Raw genomic sequence first — 23273 nt, forward strand, 5'->3', positions numbered from 1 at the left:
TTATACCCTAAGAATCAATTCCCCTTTACCCTAAATATCCACGTCTTGTCGTCGTACTTACCAAAAAACTTACTGTCTCTAGCTTTTCTTGCCTCCTCCATGGTATTGTATCGCTCCAAATACACATAGTTGTATTTATTGAAACTCCTGTAAAACGATTTTGGGTCCAGACCTTTTTCCCTTAGTGTCTTCATAAAGTTTTCGAAGTACTTTTTGGTCCCGTAAACGTTGGCAATCAAATAGAAACCTGGTTCTAGACCATCTTCGCTTTCAACCTCCTCGTACCTTTCATTGGGCCTTACCTCGACTTTCTGATTTTGCAGACGTTCAATACTATCTTTTTTGCGCTGAAGCTCCAATTGTTCCTTAATACGTTGTACTTCTGCCAAAGAATCCCTTTCGAGCTCCAACTGCCTTCTTCTCTCCAACTCTCGTTGCTCCTGCTCACGACGTTGTTGTTCAATCTCTTCCTCCCTTCGATTCGGTTCCTCCTCTATCTCGGGTTCGGGCAAGATTTCTTCAGGTTCTTCGGGAGGCACTTCTTTTGACTTTGCTTTTCCAAAGTGATAGGAGGCAACAATTTCGATAGTGGAATCTTCTTCGCTCAACGAGCTATCTGTTCCGAATTCCATTAGTCCACCTATGGAAAAGGCATTGGACACAGTAACACCCAATCCCCCGGAAACACCATAAAAACTATTATATCCGCCTTGTACCCAAAATTTTGAAGTGGAAAACAAACCATTCAAACCAAATTGCGTGTCACCATTGGGCACCGATTTGACATAAAGCACAGGGCGAACGTAGCTATCTCCCAAACCTTCGGATAACACCAAAGGGAAATCATTGCTGAGGGTTACGGTAACACTTTGAAAGCTTTCCATACTGTCCCCATTTCCTGAAACATTGAAACCGATGGCATTTTCCAAAGCCAAGCCCACACTAAACTTATTGACCAATAAACGTAATCCCGGTGTAAATTGCACTTTGAAGCCTTCCAAATCCTCCAGTGCAACAGGGTCAAGTTCATCCCCTTGCACATATTGCTCGTCCGCGACCGTTTGTTGAAAAGCAAAAGTGTTCAACCCTGCCATTAAACTTACTCCATCATCCAATTCAAATGTTTGTGCAAAGGTCAGGTTGACCCCTGTATAAAGAAATATTCCCGTATTGTGCTGTAAAAACCCAGCAGAAGCTACAGAAGAAGTATTTAATTGATGCGTATAATTGGCAAAAATGGAAGTTGGGTCACCATCAATGCTCTGCCATTGCCAACGGGTCCAGACCGAAAACGAATTAGGATTGTTCCAATCCAAAGCGTAGGTGGGATTGAACAAACTAGCATTGAATTGCGTCAGCGAATGTTGCCTAAAATCAGATGGTAAAACAGCTTCTTGACCCCAACTTGTGGCGTAAATTACCAATGCAAACAAAGAAACCAAAAACTTGGGCATACGAGAAAATGAAAATTAAACGTTACTTTTAAAACTGAATAACAAAAATATACGGGAACTTTGAATAGAACTATGCGAACCATCAAACCCTTAATTGCCCTGGCAATTATACTCGTTGGAAGTATCGGCTGCAAAAAAGATACGAAAATTGCGGAAGACCCAGTTATTTCCACCTTCTATTTTATACGGCATGCCGAAAAAGATAGAACCAATCCAGAGAACCTTGACCCAGAGCTTAATCAAGATGGATTGGACAGAGCCATTCGCTGGGCCGAGGTTTTTGATGCCATTCCATTGGACCTTGTTTATTCCACCAATTACGAGCGCACCTCCATGACCGCCGCTCCAACATCGGTAAAAAAAGATATCGATATCAAATATTACGACCCCTCTTCACTTGATATGGAGGAGTTCAAATTGGTAAACGAAGGTAAAAATGTTTTGGTCGTTGGCCATAGCAACACCACCCCCATGCTTGTAAACAAAATGATAGGCATGGAAAAATACCCCCAAATGGACGATTCGGACAACAGCAGTCTTTTTATTGTTCGAATTATTGATGGTATCCCCACCCATATCCGCTTAAAAATGGACTAGGTTTATTCTACCACAATATTTTTGAGTTCAATTTTGCTTAGGAGTTCAAGTTCGCCTTTGTTATACAATTGTCCAATTTCCAGAATATCCGTACCGTCGTTTTTTGGCTTATAGTTCTCATAATCCACAAATCGGATACCATTGACATAGCGTTCATTGTACGCTTTCCTGAATCGCTGCCCCCCTCCGTTCACATGAAAGTCATACGCTAAGTAGTTGGGCTTGAATGACTCTATATCAAACCAATACAAATAAGTATCCTCAAAATCATCACCTCCGCCTGCTTGGTCAAACGTTACCTTTACTTTATAATATTCTTTATTATCGATGGTTTCCTTGCCCAAAAGTTCCTTGTTGACAGCACCGTCGTTCAAACCATAAGGCAAACGCACAAAATAATGTACAGAGTTGATGGAGTTCGCATACTTTACCGCCATGGTATCGTGGACCATTACCAAGGAATCGTTCATATATCGTTCAAATTCATCATTCCGCTTCACATCGGTAATGGTAATGGAGTCCAAATCGGAAATTCGTTTAAAAACACGTTGTCCATCCACATTTTCAGAAACATAGCTCTTGTCCCGAAAATCAAAAGTCACTTTATAATCGTCAAATAGTTTTCCACCACTATCCGCGATGGAATTATCAACGATTTCTTGTACAGTCAGTTCTTTTTTGGGCTCCTGCTTACATCCAATGGCAAAAACAAGTATCAGGGGAATTATAATTCTTTTCATAAGGTTGTTTGGGTACTTATTCGTAAAATCCACCATAACATTACAATTTTCTTGGCAAAGAGTTCCTATTTTTGTCCCAATGCAGCAAAGTATCAACATAAAAAATAAAAGAGCCCGATTTGATTACGAAATTTTGGACACCTACACCGCAGGTATTGTTCTGGGGGGTACCGAAATAAAATCGCTTCGCGCCGGCAAGGCTTCCATTTCCCAAAGCTTTTGTGAATTTAATGACAAGGGCGAACTGTTTGTCGTCAATATGCAGATTGATGAATACAGTCACGCAAGTCATTTTAACCACGCACCCAAGGCCGTACGCAAATTGTTGCTCAATAAACGGGAATTAAAAAAACTTCAAAAAGAGGTGGCCACCACTGGTCTTACCATTGTTCCCCTGAAAGTTTTTATAAATGATAGAGGGCTCGCCAAAATGAACATCGGCCTGGCAAAGGGTAAAAAACTGTACGATAAACGGGAAACCATCAAGGACAGGGACAATAAACGCAACCTATCCCGAATCAAAAAGAGCTTCAACAACTAGTTTTTATCTTCCAGTAAAGGAACAAACCGGAACGAACCAAACTCTTTTTTCTCAAACTCTTTTTCGGATTTACGAACAAATAAGGTCATAACTTGTTCATCCACACCAACAGGGATGACCAACCTACCCCCTACTTTCAACTGGGACAAGAGTGGTCTTGGCACTTCAGGTGCACCGGCGGTAACAATGATCCCATCAAAAGGTGCTTCTTCGGGCAATCCCTTATATCCATCCCCAAAAATCATTTTCTTGGGTCGATAATGCATCTTGTTGAAGAACAATCTGGTGGTCTTAAAAAGCTCCAATTGGCGTTCAATGGTGTATACTTTGGCCCGTAAATGCAACAAAACAGCAGTTTGATAACCACTACCCGTGCCAATTTCCAAAATTTTGGCATTGGGCTTCACTTCGAGCAATTCTGTTTGAAAAGCAACAGTATAGGGCTGTGAAATGGTTTGGTCCGCACCAATGGGAAATGCCTTGTCCTGGTACGCATGATCTTCAAAGCTGCTATCCAAAAACAGGTGTCTAGGAATTGTTTTTATGGCTTCGAGTACTTTTTTATCCGTAATCCCTTTGGCGGCAACAATCTCCGCCAAGTTCTTGCGCATTCCCCTATGTTTGAGCGTATCCTTCATGGTGTGTGGTCTGGTGGCACGAATTTAAAAAGTTCCCCAAAATATCCCCTTAGTTCCGTTCAAAAATTTATGGAAACTGACATCATATCCGTATTTTTGACGAAAACAGGTAATATGCTTAAAGTTGGTGTCCTCGGAGCAGGACATTTGGGAAAAATACACCTAAGGCTCTTAAATCAATCGGACAAATATGAACTGATTGGATTTTATGACCCAGATGAGATCAATGCCAAAAAAGTGGCCGCCGAATTTGGCTACACTCATTTCGACAACATCAATAATTTGATAGATGCCGTGGATGTTGTCGACATTGTAACCCCTACCTTATCCCATTTTGATTGCGCCAAAAAAGCCATTGAAAAAGGGAGACATATTTTTATTGAAAAACCCATTACCAACACACTTGAAGAAGCCGAGGAATTATTGGAGCTTTCCAAAAAACACAGCGTAAAAGGTCAAGTTGGGCATGTGGAACGCTTTAATCCTGCATTTTTAGCTGTAAAAGACAAAATCGAGAACCCTATGTTCATCGAAACCCATCGACTGGCGGAATTCAACCCACGCGGAACAGACGTCCCTGTGGTACTGGATTTAATGATTCATGACATTGATGCCATTTTGAGCGTGGTTCCTTCCGAAGTGGAAAAAATAAATGCCAGTGGTGTTTCCGTGATAAGTCAATCGCCAGATATCGCCAATGCGCGCATACAATTCAAGAACGGTTGTGTGGCCAACCTTACCTCTAGCCGAATCTCTTTGAAAAACATGCGAAAGTCACGTTTCTTTCAACGCGACGCCTATATTTCCGTGGATTTCTTGGAGAAAAAAGTGGAAGTGGTAAAAATGAAGGACGCTCCAGAAAACCCTGGGGATTTTGATATGATTCTTCAAAATGCGGAAGGCGATAAAAAACAGATCTATTTTGAAAACCCTGAAATAGATGTCAACAATGCCATTTTGGACGAATTGGAAACCTTTGCCGATGCCATCAACAATGACACTACCCCAATCGTAAGTTTGGAGCAAGGGACCAATGCACTAAAAGTCGCCCTTCAGATTATTGAGTCTTTTAAAAATTAATCGTCGTCATTCTCGACTTAGCTCGAACTGACAACAATTTTAAACAATATACTATGCAACAAATCGCAGTAATTGGCGCTGGAACCATGGGAAACGGAATAGCCCATGTTTTTGCACAAAACGGATATAAAGTCAATTTAGTGGATATTTCCCAAGCCTCTTTGGACAAAGGAATGGCTACGATTACCAAGAATTTGGACCGAATGATTTCCAAAGAAGTCATCGACGAAGCCAAAAAAGAGGCTACGCTCGGCAACATCACTACCTACACCAACCTCAAAGATGGTGTTTCGGACATGGACTTAGTGGTTGAAGCTGCCACAGAGAACTTGGATATCAAACTCAAGATTTTCAAGGACTTGGACGAAATCTGCAAAGCAGAAACCATTTTGGCCACCAACACCTCCTCTATTTCCATCACGCAAATTGGTGCTGCAACCAATCGTCCCGAAAAAGTGATCGGGATGCACTTTATGAACCCCGTGCCGATTATGAAGTTGGTAGAAATCATTCGTGGATATAGCACCTCTGATGAAGTCACGGAAACCATCATGGAGCTATCCAGAAAATTGGGCAAAATCCCAACAGAGGTAAACGATTATCCAGGATTTGTGGCCAATCGCATTTTGATGCCCATGATCAATGAATCCATTGAGACCTTGTATAATGGCGTGGCTGGCGTTGAAGAAATCGATACCGTGATGAAATTGGGAATGGCGCACCCTATGGGCCCTCTTCAATTGGCGGATTTTATTGGTTTGGATGTATGCCTTTCCATTTTGAATGTGATGTACGATGGATTCAAAAATCCAAAATACGCTCCCTGCCCCTTGCTCGTCAACATGGTAATGGCCGGTAAATTGGGAGTGAAATCGGGCGAAGGGTTTTACGATTATTCCGAATCCAGAAAAGCAGAAAACGTTTCCGCACAATTCAAATAAGATTCAAAGTACTTGGTTGTCATTCCGACAGAGCAAAGCGACGAGGAATCCCATAACCTTAAATCTATAATGAGATTTCTCACTACGTTCGAAATGACAAGGAACACTAAGTATTTAGAACTAAAATAGCGATAATAAAAAATTAGGAGGAAACCCCTCTTTTAACTAGATAACGAATTTCATGGCCATTGTAAAACCTTTTAAGGCCATCCGCCCCACAAAGGACAAAGCTTTTTTTGTTGCTTCCCGCTCCTACGAGGAATATTCCAAAGAGGAATTGAAAGCGGTATTGCAATACAATCCCTTCTCGTTTTTGCATATCATCAACCCGGGGTTCAAGTTCGAAAAGAACATCAAGGGAAAGGAACGATTTGGGTTAGTGCACAATCGATATTTGGAATTTTTGGAGGAGAACATCTTTCAAAAAGATGATGAGCCCAGTTTTTACCTCTATCAAATTGAAAAAGATGATTTTAAGAGCTTGGGATTCTTTTGCGCCTGCAGTGTGGATGATTACCGGAGCAATGTCATCAAAAAACACGAGGATACCATTCAGGATCGCGAGGAGCTTTTTGCCGATTACCTTCATACAGTAGGTTTTAACGCAGAACCGGTTTTAATGACCTATGAGGATAATGAGCTGGTCGACGAAATCTTTCAACGTAAAATTGAACGAAAGCCCGAATACGACTTCACAACAACGGACAGGGTAAACCATAAACTTTGGAAAATCTCATATCCCGAAGGGATTGAGAAACTGGAAAAAGCATTCGGTGACCTCGATGCACTCTACATTGCCGATGGACACCACCGAAGTGCTTCATCCAACCTGTTGGCAGACCTTAAAAAATCAGAGAATCCCAGTCACTCGGGAGAAGAAGCCTATAATTATTTTATGGCCTACTTGATTCCTGAATCACAAATTAAAATCTATGAATTCAATCGTATGGTCAAAGATCTGAACGGATTCTCGAAAAAGGAGTTCTTGATTCAATTGGATGAGCATTTCAGGATAGAGAAAAGAGAAGACGGACTTCGCAAACCATCCAAAAAACACGAATTCAGTATGTATTTGGAGGGAGAATTTTACACGCTGCATTTCAGGAAGACCAATCATGAGTTCACCGATGCCCTGAGCAAGCTGGACACCCAAATCCTGTACAAAACCATTTTAGAACCCATTTTGGGCATTACAGACCTAAGAAACGATAAACGGATTTGCTATGGTTATGGCAAAAACAACCTTATCCAAATGAAGGATATGGTGGATTCCGGGAGCTATGCGGTGGGTTTCAGTCTGGTTCCCACAACAGTTGAAGAAATCAAGGCAATTGCCGACGCAGGTTTGGTAATGCCCCCAAAAAGCACGTATATTGAGCCTAAGCTCCGTAGCGGGCTGGCTATTTATGAATTGTAAATTTTAACCCATAGTTCATTTTGATGATAGCATGAAAGTAAACCGTCAGTTCGAGTTTTTTCAGAAGGAAAAAGTACCTGCCTGCCGGCAGACAGGTCGAGAACAAGGTTTATTTCCTTAGAAAATTCTTTTCTCGATACATTTTTTTGAAATTTGCTTCAAAAAAACACTCGAAATGACATTTTTTTCATCAAAATGCAGTTCTAATACTTTTTGTAGTTTTTGCACTCCGTTCTTCAACGGAACAATAAAGCAGGAACCCATGATTTTAAAAGATTCCGCATCAAGTGTGGATTGACATCAATTAAATTATGTCCATAAAAGATAATCTCAATAGAATAAAATCCGACCTCCCCGAGGGAGTTACCTTGGTCGCTGTTTCCAAAACCAAGCCCAATGAAGATATTTTGGAGGCTTATGAAGCTGGACAACGGGTATTTGGGGAAAACAAAGTACAGGAAATGGTCCAAAAGTGGGAAGATTTGCCCAAGGACATCGAATGGCACATGATTGGTCATGTACAGCGAAATAAGGTTAAATATATGGCCGAGTTTGTTTCCTTGATTCACGGGGTGGACAGCCCTCGCTTGTTGAAGGAAATCAATAAACAGGCAAAAAAGTATGACCGTGTGATTCCCTGTTTGCTCCAAATCCATATTGCCGAAGAAGATACCAAGTTTGGATTGGACAAAACAGAACTGAACGAGCTTTTGGAGTCTGAGGCATTTAAAGCGATGGAAAACATTGAAATTGTTGGTTTGATGGGCATGGCGACTTTTACCGAAGATGAAAAACAAGTCCGTAGAGAGTTTGCCCAACTCAAATCCATGTTCGATGACCTTAAAACAAAATTGAACAACATTACCATCCTTTCCATGGGTATGAGTGGTGATTATGGTATTGCCATTGAGGAAGGTAGCACCATGGTACGGATTGGAAGCAGTATATTTGGAGCTAGAAACTATTCATAACCAGTAATTTTCCATGTACGCGATACTCGACATTGAAAGCACGGGAGGAAAATACAATGAGGAAGGCATTACCGAAATTGCCGTCCACAGGTTTGATGGACGCCAGGTAGTGGATAAATTCATCTGTTTGATAAATCCTGAACGGGAAATACAGCCCTTTGTGGCCAAACTCACAGGCATTAATAATAAAATGCTGCGTTCGGCACCCAAGTTTCACGAAGTGGCCAAACGTATTGTGGAAATTACGGATGGTGCTGTTTTAGTGGCGCACAATGCACAGTTTGACTATCGTATCCTCAGAACCGAGTTTAGGCGCCTGGGTTATGATTTTCAACGAAAGACACTTTGTACAGTGGACCTATCCAAACAACTCATCCCAGAAGCCGAATCGCACAGTTTAGGGAAATTGGCGCGTTCGCTGGGAATACCCATGAGCGATAGGCACCGTGCCAATGGCGACGCATTGGCCACCTTAAAGCTTTTTAAATTGTTGCTGGATAAGGACTCGGATAAGAAAATCATTACCGAGATTACCCGCGAGGAGACCCATGGGGAACTATCCCCCAATCAATTGGATATGGTTTTTAACCTACCATCGGAAACCGGTGTGTACTATATGCACGATAAAGATGGGGAAATCATCTTCTTGGGGAAAACCAAGAATATTAAAAAGCGGGTCAACCAACATTTTACCAATGTGGGGAAACTGGCACGCAAACTTCAAAAGGAAACCAAGAAAGTCACATACGAAACCACGGGAAGCGAGCTCATTGCCATTTTAAAGGCGTATGTGGAACAAAAAAATAACAAGCCGCGCTATAATCACGTATCCAAAAAGAAACTCTTTTCGCATACCATTGATTTCAATCAGAATGGAACCGAGCATATTATATTGGAGGTGGAAAAGAATCGGTCGTTGGAGCATAAAAAAATGGCCTTTAACGGAACGCAATCGGCAAAGAGTTTTTTAAATAAGGTTTCTTCTGAATTTGAGCTCTGCCCCTCTTCCTTGGGAACAGAAAATGAATGCCTGCACCAAGAAACCGAGTTAAGCGCATCCAACTGTAACGAAAGAGTGCTTTCCGCTTTTGAAAAGTACAGCATCCAAGAAAAGAATATCGCACTGACCGACCAAGGCAGGGAAACGGGGGAACGCAGTTTTATTTTGATTAAAAATGGTCGTCTTCAAGGGTTTGGCTTTGTGGAACTCAATCATCAGATCAATAATATTCATATCTTGGAATCGATTATGACCCCGATGCGCAGTGATGAAAACACCACTTTTATCGTGGAAACCTATTTAAGAAAAAACAACCGACTCAAAACCATACAGCTAACTACCTGATCATTGAAAGACAACAAACCACTTCCCGGCTGGAAAAACAAACTTCATGAAGTCATTTATGAAGCGGACACCCCATCGGGCAAGTTTTTTGACATTCTTCTTTTTATACTGATCATCATCAGCGTTATTTTGGTAATGCTGGAAAGTATTGATGATTTTGATGAGCACTACCACAAAACACTCCTTGCCCTAGAGTGGATCGTGACCATATTTTTTACCCTTGAGTACATTGCGCGCTTGATCAGCATCAAAAAGCCATTGAAATATGTTTTCAGCTTCTATGGCATTATTGATTTCTTGTCCACCATACCCCTTTACCTCTCTTATATTTTGGCAGGTTCCCAAGTTCTGTTGGCCGTAAGGGCTTTTCGCTTACTGCGGATTTTCAGGATATTGAAACTTGTTAAATTTATGGGCGAAGCCTCGCAACTACAATCGGCATTAAAAGCAAGTCGAACGAAAATCGCCGTATTTATCTACGTAGTTTTGATTTTATCCGTTATCATGGGTACCTTAATGTACATCGTGGAAGGGGATGATTCTGGCTTTACCAGTATTCCCAAAAGTATATACTGGACCATTGTGACACTTACTACTGTGGGCTATGGGGATATTGCCCCTCAATCCAATTTAGGTCAATTTTTGGCCACTGTGATCATGATTTTAGGTTATGGAATCATTGCGGTACCCACTGGTATTGTCACTGCGGAATTTGCCCGAAGCAGGAAGAACGATGACGAAGAAGATGATGAATTTATGGTGCACATAAATACCCAGGCCTGCCCCAGTTGCGGCATTGAGGGACACCGGGACGATGCCACCCATTGTTATAATTGTGGACACCCATTATGAGCAAAAAAATCTTACTTGCTGTGGTAGGTCCCACGGCCATTGGAAAAACCGCGCTCGGCATCCGATTGGCAAAACATTTTGATACCGATATACTTTCCGCCGATTCCCGGCAATTTTTCAAGGAAATGGAAATAGGTACTGCGGTTCCTTCCTATGAAGAACTGAATGAAGTACATCATCACTTTATACAACACAAAAGTATTTTTGAACCCTATTCGGTCGGTGATTTTGAAAAAGAAGCCATCAATTTGTTGGATGATGTATTCCAGAAAAAGGATATTGCCGTTATGGTGGGTGGCAGTGGACTGTACGTTGATGCGGTGGTATCTGGATTGGATGAGTTTCCAGAGGTTGACCCGAAGATACGGGAGCAACTCAATCAACAACTTGAAGAAGAAGGATTGGAAAGTCTTCAGAAAGAACTCAACCAACGAGATCCTGAATACTACAAAACCGTTGATCTGGACAATCCGCATCGGTTGATCCGTGCCCTAGAGGTGTGTTTGGCAACAGATAAACCCTACTCATCATTCCTGAACCGGCCCAAAGCGGAAAGAAGCTTTAAAGCCTTTTATATTGGCATTGAAGCCCCCAGAGAGATGATTTACGAGCGGATAAATACCCGAGTGGACCTTATGATGGATGCTGGGCTATTGGACGAAGCAAAAAAACTTTATCCCCACAAAGAACTGAATGCCCTGCAAACAGTTGGTTACAAAGAACTTTTTGAATATATTGAAGTGCAATGCACATTGGAGTTTGCTGTTTCGGAAATCAAAAAGAACACAAGACGATTTGCAAAACGGCAACTAACATGGCTGCGAAAGAATGAAGCCATTTTGTGGGTCCCTTACAATGCTGAACCAAAAAAGGTGCTCCAAATGGTCACAGACCGACTTAAAACCAACTTTTATGCCTAACGGTAAGAACGTGATAGTGGTCATGGGAGTCAGTGGTTCGGGTAAGACCGAAATTGGGAAACTGCTTTCTGAAAAACTATCCAGACCCTTTTTTGATGGTGATGATTTTCATCCCGAGGCCAACGTGAAAAAAATGAGTTCGGGCCGACCATTGAACGACGAAGACCGTAAGGAGTGGTTGATTGCCATAAACAAACTTGCCGTAGAACATAGACACAAAGGAGCCATAATCGCATGTTCGGCCTTAAAAAAGAACTACAGAAGCCTTTTGAGAGCTGGAATGGGCAATTGCATGGCCTTTGTTTATTTGGATGGGTCCTTTGAACTGATAAAGTCGCGTTTGGAAAAAAGAAAGGGGCATTTTATGCCCATGAACCTATTGCAATCCCAATTTGACACGCTTGAGCCACCCTCCAAGGCAATTATTGTTTCCATTGAAGAATCGCCCGCCAAGATTGTCAAAAAAGTATTGAAAGAACTTTAAGATAAAAAATTCCCTCAACTTTCGGCAGAAAAAAAGCCACCTAAAGGTGGCTTTTTTATTTTTCTATTCAATCTTACTGTTCGTTCTCCGCTTTAACCACAAGCCTAAAGCCTTCGCCATGAATGTTCAAAATTTCGACCAAGTCGTCTTTTTTGAGGTATTTTCTCAACTTGGCTATATATACATCCATACTTCTGGAAGTAAAGTAGTTGTCATCCCTCCATATTTTGGTCAATGCCAATTCCCTTGGCATCAGATCATTTTCATGAAGTGCCAACAAACGCAATAACTCGTTCTCTTTTGGAGAAAGTTTGATGGGTTCTTCCTCCTTATATTTCAAGAAACGAAGTTTTGAGTTCAAATGGAAATTTCCGATTTGGAACTCGAACTGTTTGCTGTCCGCCAAAGAGCTGGAGGCTTTTCTTTGTAGGATCGCTTTTAATTTCATCAACAGCACCTCGGAGTCGAAAGGCTTGTTCAGGTAATCATCGGCACCTGCTTTGTATCCTTTCAGCACATCCTCTTTCATGGTCTTAGCGGTCAAAAAGATAATCGGAACGTTCTCGTTTTTCTCACGGATTTCCTTAGCTAGGGTAAATCCATCCTTGTAAGGCATCATTACGTCCAAAATACAGACATCGTAATTGTCTTTCTTGAACTTTTCAAAACCTTCCATTCCGTTTTTGGCCAGAACAACATCAAAATCGTTCATGGTCAAATAATCTTTAAGTACGATTCCAAAATTGGGATCGTCTTCCACTAAAAGTATCTTCTTTTTCTCTGTTTCCATAGTTTCTTTTTAAATTAAAGGGAGTTTTATAAAGAAAGTGCTTCCTTTTCCTTTTTCACTTTCAGCATAAACCTCACCTTGATGATCGTCTATAATTCGCTTTACGTAGGCCAATCCTAAACCGTGGCCCTTAACGTTATGTATGTCGCCGGTATGTTCCCGGTAAAATTTTTCAAATACTTTTTTGAGCACTGCTTTACTCATCCCCGCTCCTTGATCTTGTACCTTGATAATGATACTGTTTTTTACCACTTCGGTGTACACATCGATTTTCGGGGTCTCTGGAGAATATTTTACCGCATTATCCAGAATGTTCACTATCACGTTGGTCATGTGCATATCATTGGCCAACACTTCGGACCGCTCAGCATCAAGGTGGGCCTTTGCATATCCTCCCCTATCCTGTACAATCAACTCGATATGGGCAATGGCATCGGTAATGATATCGTGTATATTCACCCTATCCTTGCTAATGTCCAATTGGTTTTTCTCGAGTTTGGATATCCTCAAGACATTCTCCACTTGGGCATGCATACGTTTATTCTCATCACGAATCATGCCTAGATAACGCAACACTTTTTCCTTATCCTCAATGGATTTTGGATTTCGAATCGCTTCTACGGCCAAGTTGATGGTGGCAATCGGCGTTTTGAACTCGTGCGTCATATTATTGATGAAATCCGATTTGATCTCGGAAATACGCTTCTGCTTGATCAATTGGTAAATAGCACTGGAATAGGCCAACAGAATCACCAAAGTAAAAATCAATGACAAAAGAGCCATCTTCATTACTGAACCAAATATGTAGCGTTTCATACTGGGAAAAGTCAGCAATAGCGAAAAGTTGGACATCCCTTCACTATCCTTGAAAATCGGTGCCTTGTACATTTTGGAGCCTGAGAACTTGAATTTTCTGGATCTTATCTTCGTTGGATAACCTTGACTGTACACTCCATACTCATAATCAATATCGATGTTCCTATTACTAAGTTCTTGACTGAGCAAAAGTTCCAGCTCTTGCTTGGAAACCCGTTTATGGATAGGCTGGATTTTAGCATATTCCATGAAAACGTCTTCATATTGAGCTTTCTCCATACTGCTCAGGTTTCCGATTTTCGTTATTTTCTCAATGGGGGTCAAATGCGAAATTCTACCATCCAAACCTGACTCTTCCTTGAAAATCTGTTTGGTTCTTCGACTGGTGAAATTTTTGAACGTAGTGGTATCATTACCAACCAATGTATTATCAAAGAACGCCGAGGTTATATTGTAATCTTCTTCTAAAATTCCATGGGAGTAAAAAAGGATTTCGTCGGAATTGAGATCCCTTTCCACAAACATGAAATTTTTGAACTGGGCACTTTTCGGCTTACCAATACTATCGATCATGGAAGCTACAAGGTCTGAGTAATCCTTCATCTCGCGCTTCTCCACCCTACTCGCTACCTTATCCAATATGTCCGTGATTGTTCTTGAGAATTGTTCTTCTTTGTCGTTTATGGATGTTCGTATCCAATAAACCTGCACGAATATTATCCCTATAAGGGATAAGCTCATAAGAACAACCAGAAGAACGAATAGCTTCTTGTTCATTGATGTAAAATTAAAAATTTAACATTTAGTACTTTTAGCGTTTAACCAAAACTTAACATAAATGTTAAAATTTGGGAGTCAACGCTAAAAGTTTGAGGTGTAGTTCTTTAACCTTTCTTTTGGTTTTATCCAGTTCAAGGTTTTCAAGCAAAAAATCGGTCAAATCAAGCTTTTGCCCATCATCCAATTGGTTTTGCATTCGATCGACAACCGCTTGTTTTTCAAGCCCATCCCTGTCCACAACCCTTTGGATCCGTGTTTTGACAGGAGCCGTTACCAATATAGTATAATCATATTTACCTTGGGCATTATTTTCAAAAATCAAGGCGGTTTCCTGTATTACATAGGGGGATTCTTGAGCTTCAGCCCATTGCATAAAATGCTTTCCAACTGCAGGGTGGACGATTCCATTGAGCTTTTCCAGTAGTTCCGTGTCCCTAAAAACTTTTTCTGCTATAAAAGACCTGTTCAAGCCATCTGCTGTATAAGCTTCCTTGCCCAGTAGATCTGTAATGGCCTCTTTGACCTCCTGAGAAGTTGACATCAATATTTTGGCCTCTTTATCAGAATCATATACAGGAATACCAAGTTCCCGGAACATATTGGCCACGGTACTTTTCCCGCTACCTATCCCCCCTGTTAGTCCAACTATCATCATTGTCGCTCCAATACAAAGTTTACTGTATTCTCTTCTAATTTAATATCGTAGACCTTTTGTGGGCTCTCGGTAATTTCCAAAAACAACTTACTGCTTACCGAACCATCCAGCTGACCATAATCGGCCACAATTTCAAAATCGGAAGCCGATATCTCCTTCAATCTTTCAATGGTCGCCTTGCATAAAATGGTTACCGAATTAGGGAACGTTCTTATTTGGTATCCTTCAGGAGCATTCACAACTTGAATCGGTACATCAAATACCTTTTCGGAGAATTTGGAAACCTTACCCGAAATCATGGCACGCCCCACCGAAAAAATACTGTTATCCAAGCCCTTCGGAAAGACCAAGCTCACTTCGGAAGAGAAATCCTCATTCACATCGGTCAATTGAATTGGAGCTGTTTTGATGGATTGGATAGTGTCGATTTCATTTTTTGGTCCTTTTACCTCCACGGAATCTGGCGAAATCTTGATTTTTCCATCCAATATATAGTTTTGCTGCAGTTGCAGGTTCAGCCTAGCCTGTACGGGTATTTTCTTGGAGTCCACCTGATACAGATCCACATCCAGTACATTCCTGTCCAAATACAACAAAGATATATTTTGGGACAATTGTTGATCCATTTGTCGCCTCAGCACCTCTTCGCTGAGCACGTATTGCCCATTCCTGTAGTCGACTTGGGATACATCGATATCGATTTGACTCCTAAAAATCTTATAATACAAAAATTGAAAGCCGCTGGTCCTCAACTTAGCTTCAATCTGATTGTTGGAATTCTTGCCCAACAACAACGAATCGGGAAGATTTCTGTAATTAAGCGTAAAATAAGCTCTTGACTCATAGGTTTCGGATAGATTACTAATGAACCAAGCCAAAAATGAGCATATCAGGAACAGCGAAAACACTTTCGCTTTCTTTTGATTGAGGCCTTGCAATACCTTTTTGAACACTTTTACTTCTTCTTGAAAAATAGTTTAGGAAACAGTTCTTCCGGCTTCTTATTACTAAAGTTAAGCAACATTGTGGACTTGAAAAAACCAATTCCGTATCCTGTGAATTGAATCAAGGCGGCAAAAATGGACAAAATCCCCACAATTAGGCTCTTACTCTTGATGAATGCATCCAAAAACAGGATTGAAAAATAGAAACCATATAGTAGTAATGGCAACCAAAGTCCGAAAATTGAAAGAATGATCGCAACGTCCAATCCCAAAATGAACAAAGTGGGAAACCAATAGGTTGGTTTTGCCGTTCCTGGGTGCCATTTGTTTAAAATGGGGCGTACCATCCCAAATTTGTTGACCTGAATATAGAATTTGTTCCAATCAATACGCCTCTTGTGGTAGACGTATGCGTCTGGGAATAATCTTGTATCAAACCCAGCTTTCCAAATACGAAAGGTCAGGTCTGGATCTTCCCCTGGGTGTATTCTCCCAAACCCTCCTGCCTTTTCAAAAGCTGTTTTGGAAATACCCATGTTAAAACTACGGGGCTGAAATTTACCTACGGCCTTTTTACCTCCACGGATACCACCAGTGGTCAAAAAAGAGGTCATCACATAGTTGATGGCCTTCTGAATTATAGTAAAGGAAGCATCGGCGGCATCGGGTCCGCCAAAGCAATGGACAAACTCCTTTTTAAGTTCCTTGTCCACTTCGGACAAATACTGTTTGGGAAGGATACAATCGGAATCCAAAATGATAAAATAATCCCCTTTGGCCTTTTGCATTCCGAAATTTCTGGAATCGCCAGGACCCGAGTTTTCCTTGAAATAGTAGGAAACGTTCAGTTTATCCCGAAATCCATCCACAATGTCCTCAGAACGCTCTGTGGAACCATCTTCCACGATCACCACTTCAAAATCTTCTTGGAAATCTTGTTGCCCAAGACTTTCCAACAGCTCTCGAACTTCTTCGGGCCTATTGAACACCGGAACTACTGTGGAGAAAAATGTATTCATTTGAAACAGAAAAGCCACCCCTAAAAGGATGGCTTCCCATATATTTTTTACGGTTTATTCCGAAAATTCATCAATTACCTCCTGACTTACACCTGTGTTGGAAAACCCTCCATCGTGGAACAAGTTCTGCATGGTCACCTTTTTGGTCAAATCGGAGAAAAGTGACACGGTATAGTTGGCGCAATCATCCGCCGTGGCATTGCCCAATGGAGACATTTTTTCCGCGTAATTGATGAATCCATCAAATCCTTTCACGCCTTGACCCGCTGTTGTAGGGGTCGGAGATTGGGAAATGGTGTTCACTCTTACCTTATGTTCCTTTCCGAAGAAATAACCAAAGCTCCTTGCAACAGACTCCAAATAGGCCTTGTTGTCCGCCATATCGTTATAGTCAGGGAACGTTCTCTGTGCAGCCATATAAGTTAGGGCTACGATACTTCCCCATTCATTCATCGCCTCCGCTTTATAAAGCGATTGCATTACTTTGTGAAAAGATAGTGCGGATACATCCCATCCCTTCTCGGTAAAACTGTAGTTCTCGTCCGTGTATTGTCTTCCTTTTCTAACGTTTACGGACATTCCTATGGAATGAAGCACAAAATCCAGTTTTCCACCCAAAATCTCCATGGACTTCTCCACCAAGGTTTTCAGGTCCTCTTCGTTAGTGGCATCTGCAGGAATAATTTCTGAGTTGGTTTTTTTCGCCAATTCGTTTATTTGTCCCATTCGCATGGCAATGGGTGCGTTGGTCAAAACGAACTCGCCTCCTTCTTCATGAACGCGTTCTGCGGTTTTCCAAGCAATGGAATTAGGGTCCAATGCACCAAAAATGATTCCTTTTTTACCTTTTAAAAGATTGTATGCCATAATTTTTTGCAATTGTTAATTGTGTGACAAAGATATTTAAACTATTTGAATGTTAACCCTACCCAAATACATAGATTCTCGTCATGCTGAACTTGTTTCAACATCTGATTCATCCAATAGCCCCATTTAATGAGACCCTGAAATAAATCCAGGGTAACGTTCCTTGATCTAATGGCGAAATTAACAGGAGTTCACAGGCCTATTGCAACAGCTCCTTGGCATGGGCCAAAGCGGATTCGGACAACGACTTACCTCCCAACATTTCAGCCAACTCCCGTACCCGCTCATCCGCGCTCAATTGTTTAATCTGTGTGCTTGTTCCGGCTGCTCCTTCTTCTTTATATACCTTGAATTGATAACGTCCTTTTGAAGCGACCTGCGGTAAGTGCGTAATGGAAAAAACTTGCATAGTATCGCTCATTTGCTGCATGATTTCCCCCATTCGGTTGGATATTTCTCCAGAAACCCCTGTGTCGATCTCATCGAACATCATGGTGGGCAGGTTCTCATACTCGGCCAAAATGGATTTTATGGTCAACATAATACGGGACAGTTCACCACCAGATGCTACTTTTTTCAATTCGCCATAACTGGACCCCTTGTTTGCTGAAAACAAGAACACCAAGTCATCTTTTCCATTGGTTTTGAATGATTTGGATGGGTTTACTTCAATTTTAAAAGTAGCGGATGGCATACCCAAAGATGATAAGTTCACTTGCAGTCTCTCGTCTAATTTGGGGATGACATTCTTTCTGCCCTCACTTATTTTTTCGGCCCAAGCATCCACTTTTTTGGTAATGGCATTGACCTCTTCTTGTTTTTCCTTGATTTTGGACTCAATGTTGGCTACGGTATCCACTTTTTGTGACAAATCTTCGCGAATATCAATCAATTCCGTTACTGAATCGGTTTGATGTTTTTTCTGAAGGTCGTATAGTTGTTGTAATTGACTATTGACCACTTCCAAACGTTCTGGATTGGCCTCAACACCTTCCTGCAACTGCTCCAATTCGGAGGCGATGTCGTCGGTTTCAATCAAAACCGATTGAATCCTTTCGTACAAAGACTTGTATTCAGAGCCAAAGTCCATTAATCCTTGCAAAGCCCGCTTTAAGTCGGTCAGTCGACCCACAATGCCCAATTGCTCATCGTTCAATAACTGATGCCCTGCAGACAATTGTTCCATTATCTGCTCCACATTGCTCAACTGCTCATATTCTTCTTCCAGCTCCTCCTGCATACCTTCTTTGAGCTTGGCCTCTTCCAGTTCCTTCAACAAAAAACTATTGTAATCGTGCTCCTTATCTGCATCAGCCTGAAAATTTTCCAATTTTTGAAGTTCTTTGGAGACTGTTCTCAGCTTTTCAAGTTCCAGCGAGTATCCCGAAAGGTTTTCAGCATTGTCAGCCAATGCATCGAGCACTTTCATCTGAAAATCATTGTCGGTAAGCTGCATGGTCTGGTGTTGCGAGTGCACATCCACCAATTGATCTCCCAATGCCCGCATCACATCCAAAGTGACCGGAGAGTCGTTCACAAACGCCCTAGATTTCCCACTGGGCAATATTTCCCTCCGTAGAATCGTGGTTTTCTCGTAATCCAGGTCGTTTTCCTCAAAAAAAGGCTGGAGTTCGTATTTGTAAACATCGAACTCTGCCTCAATCACACACTTTTGCTCTTTGTTTTTAAGAGACGATAGATCGGCTCGCTTTCCCAGAACCATGGAGAGCCCCCCCAACAGTATGGATTTTCCGGCACCAGTCTCACCAGTTATGGTAGTGAAACCGTTGGAAAAAGACACACTTACATCGTCAATGAGTGCATAATTTTGGATGGATAGATTTACTAGCAATATTGAAGAATTTACCCGTAAAGATAAATTTCTTTATAGAACTGCACTAACCCATTGTGCATTTTGAAAAAATTCGTCATTTCGAGTGGATTTCACGATAGCATAAGTGAAATTTGTATCGAGAAAAAGAATTTTTGTCCAAAAAAGTTCTCGACCTGCCTGCTGGCAGGCAGGTACGATTTTTTGTTCCTTAAAATCACTCGAACTGACACCTAGAGCTGCACTAGTAATTTATTTCATTCCATGTGCTGGAATAAAATGGAGCCACTTTGTTAAGGGTTTCTTTAAGTTTTACGATGTCCACCTTAGGGCCATCGGAGAAGATATTCTGAATTTCCTCGGACTTGGCATCAAAAAAGGTCTGAATCAAGAAGGCATTGGGCCTGCGGCTAATGAGTGTTTCAAACAAACGAAGGCTTCCCGTGATGATTTGTTTACCTGTACTGTTATTGTCCGCCAGTATATCGAGTCCTTTTCTGTGATAATTGTACATGGCAATCCGATATTCCCGGAAAGAGTTGCTCAATAAGTTATCCACCAATTCAAAACGGCTACGATCCCCTGTTTCCTGACTCCAACCGCTGTAACTGGAACTTTGCGCCTGGGTCACGATATTTTGTGCCTGTCTGTAGAAATCGTTACCTCCTTCTAAAGAAAAAGTGTCGGCATCCAACCCTAAGATCATATAGACGTAGTATGAGATAACGCCAACCAAATTGGAATCGAAGTTGTTCGGATTGAACACTAAAGGCTGAAATTCTTGATATTGAAAATTAAATGAGTTGTCCTTATAGTTGAACACTGGACTTTCGTAGGTCGTATTAAAAACGGGCCGTGTGGACTGAATTTGGATATTGGCCTCGAAACGGTCCGATTCATATTGAGTTACCGTAATGAACATCCGTGCATTGACACGCTCATTTTCACGGTATGTCCTGTTCGTCCATTTGGTCTTGTTCACAAAATCGTTGAGCGAACGCTCCAAAGTCCTGAAAATCTGCTGATTGGTCTGCCCTACTTGGTCCGAGTTTACAGTAACCTGGCAATTCAATTCCTGGGCATAAGTCCCAAGGACAGCAAACAAAAGAAAAACGGCAAAAAATGTGTTACGCATGGATTCTGGAGATGATTTCTTCCCAAATATCGGAAGCCACTTCGGACTTCGTCTTCAAATCAAACGTTTTTATCCCCGAATTCTTATCTATGAAAGTAATTTTATTTGTGCTTCCGCCAAACCCTGCACCATCATCTTTGAGCGAGTTGAGCACAATACCATCCAAATGCTTTCTTTTGAGCTTGCCTTTGGCATTTTCCAGTTCATTTTGGGTTTCCAAAGCAAATCCGACCAAGAATTGATTCTTTTTGGCTTCTCCAAGTGACATCAAAATGTCCGGGGTCCGTTCCAACTCAATTTTCATGTCGCCTTCCTGCTTCTTTACTTTTTCCGAAGCTACGGTTTTAGGTCGATAATCCGCCACGGCAGCTGCACATATTGCGATATCGGTATCTGCATAATGTTCGTGGCAGGCACTATACATGTCCTGCGCAGAGGTCACACGAATCAGTTGAATATTATGATGTTCGATGTTCAAATGGGTCGGACCTGATACCAAAATCACGTTTGCGCCTAGATTAGCCGCCTTTTTGGCCAATTCAAATCCCATCGTACCCGTGGAACGGTTTCCCAGAAAGCGAACGGGATCAATTGCTTCTTGGGTAGGTCCAGCAGTAATAAGCACTTTTTTTCCTGATAACGGTAGGCCTTTGGCCAAATCTTCCTGCATAAAGGCCACAATATTCTCGGGCTCTGCCATACGTCCTTCTCCGTGCAATCCGCTGGCCAACTCTCCTGATTCCGCTGGAATCATGGTATTGCCAAAAGATTGTAGTTTATCCAAAGAGTTTTTTGTGGATGGGTGCTTGTACATATCCAAATCCATGGCCGGGGCAAAATAGACTGGGCATTTTGCCGACAAATAGGTGGCCAAAAGTAGATTGTCGCATGTTCCATTGGTCATTTTGGACAAGGTATTGGCCGTTGCCGGGGCAATGACCATAACATCGGCCCAAAGTCCAAGCTCAACGTGGTTGTTCCATGAAAGGCTTCCATCCTCCTCATTGATAAAATCCATCAAAACTGGATTTTTGGAAAGCGTGGAAAGTGTAAGTGGGGAAACAAAAGAGCTGGCGCTCTGGGTCATAACAACTTTGACCTGGGCGCCAGCTTTAATCAGTAAACGGACAAGAAAAGTGGTCTTGTACGCGGCAATTCCCCCGGAAATTCCCAAAAGGATATTTTTACCGCCAAGCATTTCTTAAGCGTCTTTCTCTGTATTCCTGTAGTAGATTTTATCTTCCAACCACTCTTGTACTGCCAAAGCGTGTGGTTTTGGCAATTTTTCGTAAAACTTGGAAACCTCGATCTGTTCTTTGTTTTCGAACACTTCTTCCAAGCTATCACTGTAAGTGGCGAACTCTTCAAGCTTCTCCAACAATTCCTTTTTTATTTCGGAATTGATTTGGATGGCTCTTTTGGCCGCAATGGAAATAGCTTCATAAATGTTTCCGGTTTTTTCATCAAACTCGTTTCTGTTCAATGTTACTGTGGAAACCGGGGCCTTGGTGTTTTTCAAATCTTGCATATGCAGTGGTTTAAAAACTAATTTTTATTTGGATAAGGAAGTGTTGTCATAAGCGCTCAGTTCCTCACGAATTGTTTCAGCATAGTCATCTGCCTTTTTCTTGAATTCTGTTTCTGGAAAATAACGCATTAAATTATTGTATGATTCAAGAGCGTCTTCCAATCGCTCCTGTTTTTTGTCTTCGGTACTGTTCAAAGCCAATCTTGTGGCCGATTCAATTCGATAATAAAGAGCTTCTTCCCTATATACCGAACCTGGGTTGTCGGTAATAAAGTTGTCCAAAGCCGTTATGGCCGAAACCAAAACAGGAAGATTGAACTCTCCTATTTTATTGAATTGCTTTGCAATTTCAAGTTGTTTCTCCTCTTTTTTTGTGGTCAACTCCCCGGCCATGGTGTTGGCCTCTTCAAAATATTCAGATTCGGAATAATTGTTGATAAACGTCTGGAGTTTCAACAAAGCCTTGTCTGTTTCAGTCTGATCCAAAGAATATCTTGGAGAGAGCATATAGTAACTTTTCGCCCCCAGAAAGCTGGCTTCTTGAATTTTATCACTCCTGGGATATGACTTGATAAAACGTTCAAATTGATACCCTGACAAATAATAATCCCCGTTTTTAAAATAACTGTCGGCAAAAAAGAACATGACACGCTCTCCTTGGGGTTTGCCCACATACTTGGGCACAATCTGTTCGAACAAACGAACAGCTCTTTTATAATCACCTTCATCATACAGCTTTTCGGCCATTTCGTATTTGGCTTTTGTGTCGGTTTCCTTGAGTACCTTTTGGTACTCGCTACAGGAAACGAGAAGTACTGCTGTACAACAAAAAAGGAGTATTGACCTCATATTCAAAAACATTTTGCAAAATTAGTGATATTGAATGGATATAAAAAAAGATTTTTTACCGCTCAAATGTAAAGGGTAA

Annotated in this window: 24 protein-coding genes; 10 read left to right on the forward strand and 14 right to left on the reverse strand. The window is 41.5% G+C overall.

What is annotated here, in order from left to right; all coding sequences use genetic code 11:
• Positions 1-14 precede the first annotated feature (14 nt).
• The gene (locus PY092_RS08420; protein ID WP_275615410.1) at positions 15-1454 is read right to left on the reverse strand and encodes a PorP/SprF family type IX secretion system membrane protein; all 1440 of its coding nucleotides are present in this window, start codon (positions 1452-1454) and stop codon (positions 15-17) included.
• Positions 1455-1526: 72 nt separating this feature from the next.
• On the opposite strand from PY092_RS08420, the gene PY092_RS08425 reads away from it, so the two are divergent.
• Positions 1527-2051 (forward strand): SixA phosphatase family protein, encoded by a 525-nt coding sequence (locus PY092_RS08425; protein WP_275615411.1) that lies wholly within the window; start codon positions 1527-1529, stop codon positions 2049-2051.
• Between the two features lie 2 nt (positions 2052-2053).
• On the opposite strand, the gene PY092_RS08430 is transcribed toward PY092_RS08425, so the two are convergent.
• Positions 2054-2791 (reverse strand): DUF6503 family protein, encoded by a 738-nt coding sequence (locus tag PY092_RS08430; RefSeq protein ID WP_275615412.1) that lies wholly within the window; start codon positions 2789-2791, stop codon positions 2054-2056.
• A 79-nt stretch (positions 2792-2870) separates the two neighbouring features.
• Here PY092_RS08430 and smpB point away from each other — a divergent pair, with 79 nt between their 5' ends.
• Positions 2871-3332: an SsrA-binding protein SmpB gene (gene smpB, locus PY092_RS08435; RefSeq protein WP_275615413.1), complete on the forward strand. Its 462-nt coding sequence runs from the start codon at positions 2871-2873 to the stop codon at positions 3330-3332.
• Here the strand turns inward: smpB and PY092_RS08440 are convergent.
• A complete protein-coding gene (locus PY092_RS08440; protein ID WP_275615414.1) occupies positions 3329-3970 on the reverse strand; it encodes a protein-L-isoaspartate(D-aspartate) O-methyltransferase in 642 nt (213 codons plus the stop codon). The two genes, smpB and PY092_RS08440, sit on opposite strands and share 4 nt — an antisense overlap.
• Before the next feature lie 114 nt (positions 3971-4084).
• Here PY092_RS08440 and PY092_RS08445 point away from each other — a divergent pair, with 114 nt between their 5' ends.
• The 8 genes from PY092_RS08445 (at position 4085) to PY092_RS08480 (ending at position 11980) form a co-directional block, all read left to right on the forward strand.
• Positions 4085-5050, forward strand: coding sequence for a Gfo/Idh/MocA family protein (locus PY092_RS08445; RefSeq protein WP_275615647.1), 966 nt, complete (start codon positions 4085-4087; stop codon positions 5048-5050).
• A 53-nt stretch (positions 5051-5103) separates the two neighbouring features.
• Entirely contained in the window at positions 5104-5991 is an 888-nt protein-coding gene (locus PY092_RS08450; protein WP_275615415.1) for a 3-hydroxybutyryl-CoA dehydrogenase, read from the forward strand.
• 181 nt (positions 5992-6172) lie between these two features.
• Positions 6173-7408, forward strand: a complete 1236-nt coding sequence (locus PY092_RS08455; RefSeq protein WP_275615416.1) for a DUF1015 domain-containing protein — start codon at positions 6173-6175, stop codon at positions 7406-7408.
• Between the two features lie 311 nt (positions 7409-7719).
• A complete protein-coding gene (locus tag PY092_RS08460) occupies positions 7720-8379 on the forward strand; it encodes a YggS family pyridoxal phosphate-dependent enzyme (RefSeq protein ID WP_275615417.1) in 660 nt (219 codons plus the stop codon).
• Between the two features lie 13 nt (positions 8380-8392).
• A complete protein-coding gene (locus PY092_RS08465; RefSeq protein ID WP_275615418.1) occupies positions 8393-9724 on the forward strand; it encodes an exonuclease domain-containing protein in 1332 nt (443 codons plus the stop codon).
• A gap of 3 nt (positions 9725-9727) precedes the next feature.
• Complete coding sequence (locus PY092_RS08470) at positions 9728-10576, forward strand: ion transporter (RefSeq protein WP_275615419.1); 849 nt, start codon at positions 9728-9730, stop codon at positions 10574-10576.
• Entirely contained in the window at positions 10573-11496 is a 924-nt protein-coding gene (gene miaA, locus PY092_RS08475) for a tRNA (adenosine(37)-N6)-dimethylallyltransferase MiaA (protein WP_275615420.1), read from the forward strand. The genes PY092_RS08470 and miaA overlap by 4 nt, the downstream gene beginning before the upstream one ends.
• Positions 11489-11980, forward strand: coding sequence for a gluconokinase (locus tag PY092_RS08480; protein ID WP_275615421.1), 492 nt, complete (start codon positions 11489-11491; stop codon positions 11978-11980). Before miaA ends, PY092_RS08480 begins: the two co-directional genes overlap by 8 nt.
• A gap of 73 nt (positions 11981-12053) precedes the next feature.
• Here PY092_RS08480 and PY092_RS08485 read toward each other — a convergent pair whose 3' ends face one another.
• The 11 genes from PY092_RS08485 to PY092_RS08535 form a co-directional block, all read right to left on the reverse strand.
• Entirely contained in the window at positions 12054-12770 is a 717-nt protein-coding gene (locus tag PY092_RS08485; RefSeq protein ID WP_127137913.1) for a response regulator transcription factor, read from the reverse strand.
• Between the two features lie 9 nt (positions 12771-12779).
• Positions 12780-14363: a sensor histidine kinase gene (locus PY092_RS08490; protein WP_275615422.1), complete on the reverse strand. Its 1584-nt coding sequence runs from the start codon at positions 14361-14363 to the stop codon at positions 12780-12782.
• Positions 14364-14427: 64 nt separating this feature from the next.
• Complete coding sequence (coaE, locus tag PY092_RS08495) at positions 14428-15021, reverse strand: dephospho-CoA kinase (RefSeq protein WP_275615423.1); 594 nt, start codon at positions 15019-15021, stop codon at positions 14428-14430.
• Entirely contained in the window at positions 15018-15974 is a 957-nt protein-coding gene (locus tag PY092_RS08500) for a CdaR family protein (RefSeq protein WP_275615424.1), read from the reverse strand. The genes coaE and PY092_RS08500 overlap by 4 nt, the downstream gene beginning before the upstream one ends.
• A 2-nt stretch (positions 15975-15976) precedes the next feature.
• Positions 15977-16984 carry a glycosyltransferase family 2 protein gene (locus PY092_RS08505; protein WP_275615425.1) on the reverse strand — a complete coding sequence of 336 codons (1008 nt, stop codon included), beginning with the start codon at positions 16982-16984 and terminating at the stop codon, positions 15977-15979.
• A gap of 54 nt (positions 16985-17038) precedes the next feature.
• Complete coding sequence (locus PY092_RS08510) at positions 17039-17851, reverse strand: enoyl-ACP reductase FabI (protein ID WP_275615426.1); 813 nt, start codon at positions 17849-17851, stop codon at positions 17039-17041.
• Between the two features lie 199 nt (positions 17852-18050).
• Positions 18051-19703, reverse strand: coding sequence for a DNA repair protein RecN (gene recN / locus PY092_RS08515; RefSeq protein ID WP_275615427.1), 1653 nt, complete (start codon positions 19701-19703; stop codon positions 18051-18053).
• A 223-nt stretch (positions 19704-19926) separates the two neighbouring features.
• Entirely contained in the window at positions 19927-20817 is an 891-nt protein-coding gene (gene porD, locus PY092_RS08520; protein ID WP_275615428.1) for a type IX secretion system protein PorD, read from the reverse strand.
• Positions 20810-22015, reverse strand: a complete 1206-nt coding sequence (gene coaBC / locus PY092_RS08525) for a bifunctional phosphopantothenoylcysteine decarboxylase/phosphopantothenate--cysteine ligase CoaBC (protein WP_275615429.1) — start codon at positions 22013-22015, stop codon at positions 20810-20812. The genes porD and coaBC overlap by 8 nt, the downstream gene beginning before the upstream one ends.
• A gap of 3 nt (positions 22016-22018) precedes the next feature.
• Complete coding sequence (locus tag PY092_RS08530; RefSeq protein ID WP_275615430.1) at positions 22019-22345, reverse strand: DNA-directed RNA polymerase subunit omega; 327 nt, start codon at positions 22343-22345, stop codon at positions 22019-22021.
• Between the two features lie 24 nt (positions 22346-22369).
• Positions 22370-23206 (reverse strand): outer membrane protein assembly factor BamD, encoded by an 837-nt coding sequence (locus PY092_RS08535; RefSeq protein WP_417958155.1) that lies wholly within the window; start codon positions 23204-23206, stop codon positions 22370-22372.
• Between the last annotated feature and the right edge of the window lie 67 nt (positions 23207-23273).

Origin of the sequence: Flagellimonas yonaguniensis, assembly GCF_029193885.1 — a bacterium.
In the GTDB taxonomy this organism is placed as follows: Bacteria; Bacteroidota; Bacteroidia; order Flavobacteriales; family Flavobacteriaceae; genus Flagellimonas; species Flagellimonas yonaguniensis.